This is a genomic window from Variovorax sp. WDL1, from assembly GCF_001541225.1.
Lineage (GTDB): Bacteria > Pseudomonadota > Gammaproteobacteria > Burkholderiales > Burkholderiaceae_C > Variovorax.
The window spans coordinates 72,698-80,176 of record NZ_LMTS01000236.1 but is presented as its reverse complement, the minus strand read 5'-3'; the positions used below and the strand labels follow the sequence as shown (position 1 = coordinate 80,176).

At 69.5% G+C, this 7,479-nt stretch carries 7 protein-coding genes; 2 read left to right on the top strand and 5 right to left on the bottom strand.

Annotated features, from left to right (window positions below):
* Window positions 1–51 precede the first annotated feature (51 nt).
* Both APY03_RS28990 and APY03_RS28985 read left to right on the top strand, forming a co-directional pair.
* Window positions 52–1,782, top strand: a complete 1,731-nt coding sequence (locus APY03_RS28990) for an ABC transporter substrate-binding protein (RefSeq protein ID WP_068682424.1) — start codon at window positions 52–54, stop codon at window positions 1,780–1,782.
* Window positions 1,783–1,870: 88 nt separating this feature from the next.
* Window positions 1,871–2,428 carry a histidine phosphatase family protein gene (locus tag APY03_RS28985; protein WP_068682422.1) on the top strand — a complete coding sequence of 186 codons (558 nt, stop codon included), beginning with the start codon at window positions 1,871–1,873 and terminating at the stop codon, window positions 2,426–2,428.
* Here the strand turns inward: APY03_RS28985 and APY03_RS28980 are convergent, their stop codons facing one another.
* From APY03_RS28980 to APY03_RS44720, 5 genes are all read right to left on the bottom strand, one after another.
* Window positions 2,429–3,046, bottom strand: a complete 618-nt coding sequence (locus APY03_RS28980) for an HD domain-containing protein (protein WP_068682420.1) — start codon at window positions 3,044–3,046, stop codon at window positions 2,429–2,431.
* Window positions 3,046–4,104 (bottom strand): lytic murein transglycosylase B, encoded by a 1,059-nt coding sequence (gene mltB, locus APY03_RS28975; RefSeq protein WP_068682419.1) that lies wholly within the window; start codon window positions 4,102–4,104, stop codon window positions 3,046–3,048. The genes APY03_RS28980 and mltB overlap by 1 nt, the downstream gene beginning before the upstream one ends.
* Window positions 4,105–4,159: 55 nt before the next feature.
* On the bottom strand, window positions 4,160–6,154 hold the full coding sequence (locus APY03_RS28970) for a transglutaminase family protein (RefSeq protein ID WP_068682417.1): 1,995 nt from the start codon (window positions 6,152–6,154) through the stop codon (window positions 4,160–4,162).
* Between the two features lie 4 nt (window positions 6,155–6,158).
* Window positions 6,159–7,145 carry a DUF58 domain-containing protein gene (locus APY03_RS28965; protein ID WP_068682415.1) on the bottom strand — a complete coding sequence of 329 codons (987 nt, stop codon included), beginning with the start codon at window positions 7,143–7,145 and terminating at the stop codon, window positions 6,159–6,161.
* Window positions 7,142–7,479 (bottom strand): AAA family ATPase (locus APY03_RS44720; RefSeq protein WP_443082850.1); only part of this gene is annotated, 338 nt, incomplete at its 5' end. The genes APY03_RS28965 and APY03_RS44720, both read right to left, overlap by 4 nt.

Below are 7,479 nucleotides of genomic sequence, written 5' to 3'. Positions count from 1 at the left end.
CAGATCCTACGGCGTCGTTCATTGATCAGCATCTCCCTAGAGGAGACATTCATGAAGATTCGCCACACAGCGCTGGCACTGGCAGCGGCAGCGCTCGCCATGCAGGGCGCCTCGGCCGGCGAAGCCGAGGCCAAGAAGTGGATCGACAGCGAATTCCAGCCGTCGACCCTGAGCAAGGACCAGCAGACCGCGGAGATGAAATGGTTCATCGACGCCGCGAAGAAGCTGCAGGCCAAGGGGGTGCGCGAGATCTCGGTGGTGTCGGAAACGATCACCACGCACGAGTACGAGTCCAAGACGCTGGCCAGGGCCTTCGAGGAGATCACCGGCATCAAGGTCAAGCACGACCTGATCCAGGAAGGCGACGTGGTCGAGAAGCTGCAGACGTCGATGCAATCGGGCAAGTCGATCTACGACGGCTGGATCTCCGACTCCGACCTGATCGGCACGCACTACCGCTACGGCAAGGTCATGAACCTGACCGACTACATGGCCGGCAAGGGCAAGGAATACACCAATCCCGGGCTGGACCTGAAGGACTTCATCGGCACCAAGTTCACCACCGCGCCCGACGGCAAGCTCTACCAGCTGCCCGATCAGCAGTTTGCCAACCTGTACTGGTTCCGCGCCGACCTGTTCGCGCGCCCGGACCTGAAGGAAAAGTTCAAGGCCAAGTACGGCTACGACCTGGGCGTGCCGCTCAACTGGAGCGCCTACGAGGACATCGCCGAGTTCTTCAGCGTCGACGTGAAGACCATCGACGGCAAGCCGATCTACGGCCACATGGACTACGGCAAGAAGGACCCGTCCCTGGGCTGGCGCTTCACCGATGCCTGGCTGTCGATGGCCGGCACCGCCGACGTCGGCGCGCCCAACGGGCTGCCGATCGATGAATGGGGCATCCGCGTGGCCGACGACAAGTGCACGCCGGTGGGCGCCAGTGTGTCGCGCGGCGGCGCGACCAATTCGCCGGCGGCGGTCTACGCGCTGACCAAGTACGTCGACTGGATGAAGAAGTACGCGCCGCGCGAAGCCACCGGCATGACTTTCGGCGAGGCCGGCCCGGTGCCGGCGCAAGGCCAGATCGCGCAGCAGATCTTCTGGTACACCGCCTTCACCGCCGACATGACCAAGCCGGGGCTGCCCGTGGTCAACGCCGACGGCACGCCCAAGTGGCGCATGGCGCCAGGCCCGAACGGCCCGTACTGGAAGCAGGGCATGCAGAACGGCTACCAGGACGTGGGCTCGTGGACCTTCTTCGCCGCCCACGACGAGAACCGCACTGCGGCCGCGTGGCTCTATGCGCAGTTCATCACCGCCAAGACCACCTCGCTGAAGAAGACCATCGTCGGCCTGACGCCGATCCGCGAGTCCGACATCCAGTCCAAGGCCATGACCGACATGGCGCCCAAGCTGGGCGGCCTGGTCGAGTTCTACCGCAGCCCTGCGCGCGTGGCCTGGTCGCCCACCGGCACCAACGTGCCCGACTATCCCAAGCTGGCGCAGCTGTGGTGGAAGAACGTGGCCGAGGCGGTGACGGGCGAGAAGACCCCGCAGAAGGCGATGGACAACCTGGCCGACGAGATGGACAACGTGATGGCCCGCCTGCAGCGCGCCGGCATGGCCAAGTGCGCGCCCAAGCTCAACGCCAAGGGCGATCCCAACAAGTGGCTGAGCGAGCAGCACGCGCCGTGGAAGAAGCTGGCCAACGAGAAGCCCAAGGGCGAGACCATCGACTACGACAAGCTGCTGACGGCGTGGAAGGAAGGCAAGGCACGCTGAGCGTCCGGGCGTCCCTGCAAGGGCTGCGGTGCCGCGGGCACAGCAGCCCTTTTTGCTTTGGGGTCGGCGGCTTTGCTAGCCTTGCGCCATGCTCGGACGACGCGAATTCATCCTGCTGCCTGCGGCCCTGCTCGGCAGCGCCCATGCGCAGCAGGGCGAAGATGCGATGGCCGAGCGTCTGCGCGCCGGTCGCTGTGCACTGCTGTGGCGGCATGCGCAGACCACACCGGGCGTCGGCGATCCGGCCGGCTTCAAGCTGGATCAGTGCGGCACCCAGCGCAATCTGAGCGATGCAGGCCGGGCGCAGGCCCGCGCTGCCGGTGAATGGTTCCGCAGCCGCGGCCTTCGGCCGCGCTCGGTGCGCACCAGCGCGTGGTGCCGCTGCAAGGACACGGCCGACCTGGCCTTCGGGGCGCACGAGCCGTGGGCGCCGCTCAACTCGACATTCCGCAATGCGCAGGTCGCGCCCGACAACCGGAAGCTCCTTCTGGATGGCCTGGCGCGCATTCCGGCCGGCGCCTTCGAGGTATGGGTCACGCACCAGGTGAACATCACGGCTTTCACCGGCGAGTCGATAGCCATGGGGGAGGCCGTGGTGGTGGATCGCGCCGGCCAGGTCGTGGCGCGCGGAGGCTTCGGCACCTGATCAGGCGATCGCGCGCCGCAAATTGAAGCGGGCCTGGACTTCGAGCCGCGCGCGGATCGACGGCGTGAGATAGAGCGGGTCTCGCGCCAGGAAGCTGCCGAGGATCTGGCGCCGCCGGGGCTCGAAGACCTCGGGCGGCACGTGCGCGTATTCGATGCGGATCTGCTGCTCGTACTCGGCGAAGCGCGGTGCCAGTGCGCCGAGGATCGAGAGATCCAGGTCGACCAGCAGCTGTGCATCGGCTTCTTCGGGCTGCGCCTGGTGGCGCGTGGCGATCACGAGGGCGTGCACACGCTGCGCCGCATCCGCGTCCGCGCCTGCATCACGCAGCGCCTGCTGCGCCCAGTCGGCGCTGCGCTCCTCGTTGTCGTGGCGGTGGACGTCGTAGATCGCATCGTGGAACCAGAGCGCCAGCGCGATCTCGGCCGGACGCTTCGCATGGCTGCGCTCGAGCGCGAGGCCCTCGAGGCATTCGTCCAGGTGCTGCAGCGTGTGGTAGGCGCGATGCGGCTCGCCGTAGTGTGCGAGCAGCGCATCGAGGAGCGCGGCCCCGGGCGCTTCCACGCCGAGCGCGTCCCAGGCGTCGGCCCATGCGGCGCGGCGCGCATCGGCTTGCATCAGTTCTCCATGGCGGCGTGGACCTCGCGCCCGAGCTCGATCACCGACATCGCGTAGTAGCTGCTCCAGTTGTAGCGCGTGATGACATAGAAGTTCTTCGTGCCTGCCACGTAGGTGGGCGCATCGTCGCCGTTCTGCAGCTCGATCAGCGCAAGCAGGCCCTTGTGCCGCAGCGCCTCGCCCTCGAGCACCGCGCCGCCGGCGACGAAGGCGTCGGCGCTGAAGGTGGGCAGGATGTCCGGCGCCAGCAGCACGTCTTTCTTGAGCCGCGCCGGGTCGAAGCTCACCGGGTAGATCGGCGGCATGCCGGGCTGCCAGCCGAAGGCCTTGAAGTAGCTGGCCACCGAGCCGATCACATCGGCCGGGTTGTTGACAAGGTCGATGCGGCCGTCGCCATCGAAGTCGATCGCGTACTTGGCAATGCTGCTGGGCATGAACTGGGGCATGCCCATCGCGCCGGCGTAGCTGCCCACGGGCACCATCGGATCTTCGGCGGTGCGGCTCTCGGTGCTGAGGAAGCTCTCGAGCTCGCCGCGGAAGAAGGCCTGGCGCTCGGCCGCGCGCGGATGCGCCTGCGGGAAATCGAAGGCCAGCGTGGCCAGCGCATCGATCACGCGGAAGTTGCCCATGTTGCGGCCATAGATGGTTTCGACACCGACGATGCCTACGATGATCTCGGCCGGAACGCCGTACTCTGCCTCGGCCCGCGCCAGCGTCGCTTCATTGGCACGCCAGAAGCGCACGCCGGCGGCGATGCGTACCGGGTCGATGAAGCGGCTGCGGTAGACGCGCCAGTTCTTCGCCGTGCCGCGAGGCGCCGGCACCATCAGGCGCGGCACGTTGGGCAGGAAGCGTGCGTTGCCGATGGTGGTGCGCACCCAGGCGCGGTCGAGGTTGCGCCGCGCAGCCACGTCGTCGGCAAACTGCATCGCGTCGGGGCGCGCGGCGTACGGTGTTTCGCCGCGCACCACTTTCTGGGCGGAGGCGGGAAGGGAGAGGGGGGCGGCGCCCAGCAGGACGAGGGCCAGCGAGAAAGCGGTCGGGAGAAGGCGTCGCATGGGTTCCGATTGTGCAGCCCGTGCACAAGGTCCCCCGCGCGCGACACAAGTGGTTTCAGCGCGGCCAGGCGAGATGCCGGAATTCGGCGCGCAGGGCGGGCACCGTGAGGCCGGGTGCGGCGGCAGCATAGCGCTGCGCCTCGAGCCGCAACAGCCAGTCCTGTGCGGCCTGCGAGCCGTTGCCGAAGCGCTCGGCGAGCCGCTTCGCCATTTCGCGGGGCGGCGTGCCTTCGGGCAGTTCGATACCGGCCTGCGCAAGGCGCGTGCGTGCCTGGCCCAGCAGCCTCAGCCAAGGGTCGTGGCGGCTGCGCTCCCACAGGGTCCAGCCGGCCCCACCGAGGCTGGCCATGACCAGCAGCGCCAGCAGCACGGTCGCGAGGTCCTGCAGACTCGGCGCGTCGAAGCCCAGTTGTTTCAGCAGGTCGAGCTGGCGGCTCTGGGTGTAGCTGAGCACCCACTGGTTCCAGCCATTGTTGAGCGCCTCCCAGGCTGCGCGGAGGTTCTGGGCCAGGGTCGGGCTCATGGCGCCCACCGCGCCGGCGAACAGGCCCGGCTGCGGGACGAGGCGCTGGAACTGGCCGACGCGGTCGGGCGAGATGGCGCCGGTCGGGTCGACGCGCACCCAGCCCGTGTTCTCCTCCCACACCTCGGCCCAGGCATGGGCGTCGCTGTGGCGCAGGGTCCAGTAGTTGTCGACGCCGTTGATCTCGCCGCCCTGGTAGCCAGTCACGATGCGTGCCGGGATGTCGAGCGCGCGCATCAGCACCACGAAGGCCGAGGCGATGTGCTCGCAGAAGCCGGCCTTCCTGTCGAACCAGAATTCGTCCGCGGTCTCGTCGCCGTAGACGCCGGGCTCCAGCGTGTAGCTGTAGCCGCCGGTGCGCAGCCGCCGCAGGGCGGCCTGCACGAAGGCGCTGGTGTTCGCGCCCGCCAGGGCGGGGTCGCTCTTCATCTGCGCCGCCAGCGCGACGGTGCGCGGGTTGGAGCCTGCAGGCAGCGCCACGTAGGGACGCAGGGCGAGGCTGCGGCGCTGCGGGCCGCTCTGGAACTGCGTGTAGCTCTCGGCGCGGTAGCGCACCAGGTCGCTGATCGGCCGGTTCGCCAGCCACTGCAGGTCGGCCGTGCCGAAGAGCTCGTAGCCGGGCAGCTCGGGCTTTTGCGGCGTGGCATCGAGCGTCAGCAGCCAGGGCCGGTTGCTCGGCTCCAGCGTGACCTGGTAGCCGATGGGCTGGCCCTGCACGCGCACGTTCTGGGTGCCGCGCGTGAGCAGCGGCGAGGCCGTCCATTCCCGGCCGTCGAAGCGCGACAGCACCGGACCACGGAAGTACAGGTCGCGCTGCGCCGGTACACGGTCGCCGTCGAACTTGACGCGCGCGGCGATCCCGTCGTCGAGCGCGAGCCGCGCCATGCTGCCCACGCGCATCGTGTTCGACAGGCCGCTGCGTCCCGCCATGGCATCGCTGGGCGTGCCCCACAGCGGCGCCATTCGCGGGAAGAGCAGGAACAGCACCAGCATGATCGGCGCGCCGAGCAAGGCCATCCACCCGGCGGTGCGCGCCGCCTGGATCAGCGGGGGCCGGCCGACCGGCATGTGGGCATTGACCAGCGCGGTCAGCAGGCCCAGCAGCGCCAGCAGCATGGCGAAGGCCGTCAGCAGCGACTGCGAGTAGAAGAAGTTCGTGAGCATCGTGAAGAAGCCCAGGAAGAAGACCACGAACGCATCGCGGCGCGCCCGCAGCTCGAGGGTCTTGAGCGCCAGCAGGATCACGATGAGCGTGACACCCGCGTCGCGACCCAGGAGGGTGCGGTAGGTGGCATAGGTGGCGAGCAGCGTGACCGCGAGCAGGCCGGCGCGCCACCACTTGCTGGGCAGCGGGCGGGCCTGCACCGCCAGGCTGCCGCGCCAGAGCAGCACCACGGCGGCGAGGGTGCTGCACCACCAGGGGATGTTGCGCAGCTGGGGCAGGAGGATGAGGGCGATCACGCCCAGCAGGAAGAGCGTGTCCCTGGCTTCGCGGGGGAGCGACTGGAGCCTGGCTGCGAGCTTCATGTCTTCAACAGAGCGCCAGGGTTTCGAGGCAGCGTCGCCTGTGCGCTTCGCCCTGCGACGGCGCGACCGTCCGCCCGGCGACGCGCAAGCCGTAGTCCGCGCCGAGCCGGTCGGCCATCAGCACCCATGCGCAGAGCCGCGACAGGCGGCCTTCCAGATCCGCCAGCCCCGTCGCCTGGGCATCCAGCCAGAGTTCGTGCCGCTGCGCCTGCTGCGTATCGCGGCTCACAAGGTCTTCCGACCCCGTTGCCTGCGCCTGCGCCGCCCGCTTCCAGACCACGAGCTTCAGGGGATCGCCGCGCCGGTAGGCGCGCACGCCGTCGTACTCGCCGGCCACGCTGGCGCGCAGCGCGGAGGCGGCGGCCTGGCCGGCCAGCGGTTCGCCCGGCGGCAGCGGCGGCGGGTGCGGCTCGGGCGCGGGATAGACCAGCACCTGCGAAGCCGGCCGCCACACGGTCCAGACGCGGAAGGTGCCGAGCGGGAAGCGGGTTTCGGCGGTGAGCGTGGGGACAGGATGAAGCCCGCGGCGATCGGGCTGGAATGCCACCTCGACGGTGGAGCTGCCCTCCGCGGGCACATCGCTCCACGCCCATTGCCCGCTGTGGCGTACGGCCAGCCCGATGCCGTAGCGCGTACTGGGGCGCGCGTTGTGCAGTACCACGCGCAGCACGGCCGCGGCGCCTGCGAACTGCGGATCGGGCGCCATCAGGCGCAGCTCCAGCCCGCGCAGCGTGCCGTGGCCCACGTGCATGCCGACCGCCACGCTGCCGGCCAGCAGGAAGGTCAGCAGGTAGCCCAGGTTGAGCTGGTAGTTGATCGAGCCGATCAGCAGCAGCAGCAGCGTCGCGGCCAGCATCCAGCCCGCGGCGGTGGGGACGATGTAGACATTGCGCTGGCTGAGCGCCAGCGTGTCGGAGGGCGGCCGGCGCGACAGGAACCAGCCGTCGATGCGCGAACGGACCGGGCCGAAGAGGCGCGCAGCCGGGTTCACGGCAGGAGAACGGCGGCGATCATCGCGCGCACCTGCTCGGTAGCGCCGCGCCCGGCGTCGCCGACGGGCGTGAGCCGATGTGCGATCGTCTGCGGCAGCACGGCCTGCACGTCGTCGGGCGCCACGTAGTCGCGGTTGTCCAGCAGCGCCTGGGCCTTGGCAGCGCGCAGTACCGCGATGCCGGCGCGCGGCGACAGGCCCTGCAGGAACCAGCGGCCAGAGCGGGTCGCGGCGATCAGGTCCTGCACATAGTTCAGCAGCGGCTCGGCCGCATGCACCTGCAGCACGCGCTGCTGCAGCGCGGTGAGCTCGCCGGCAGTCAGCAGGGCAGGCA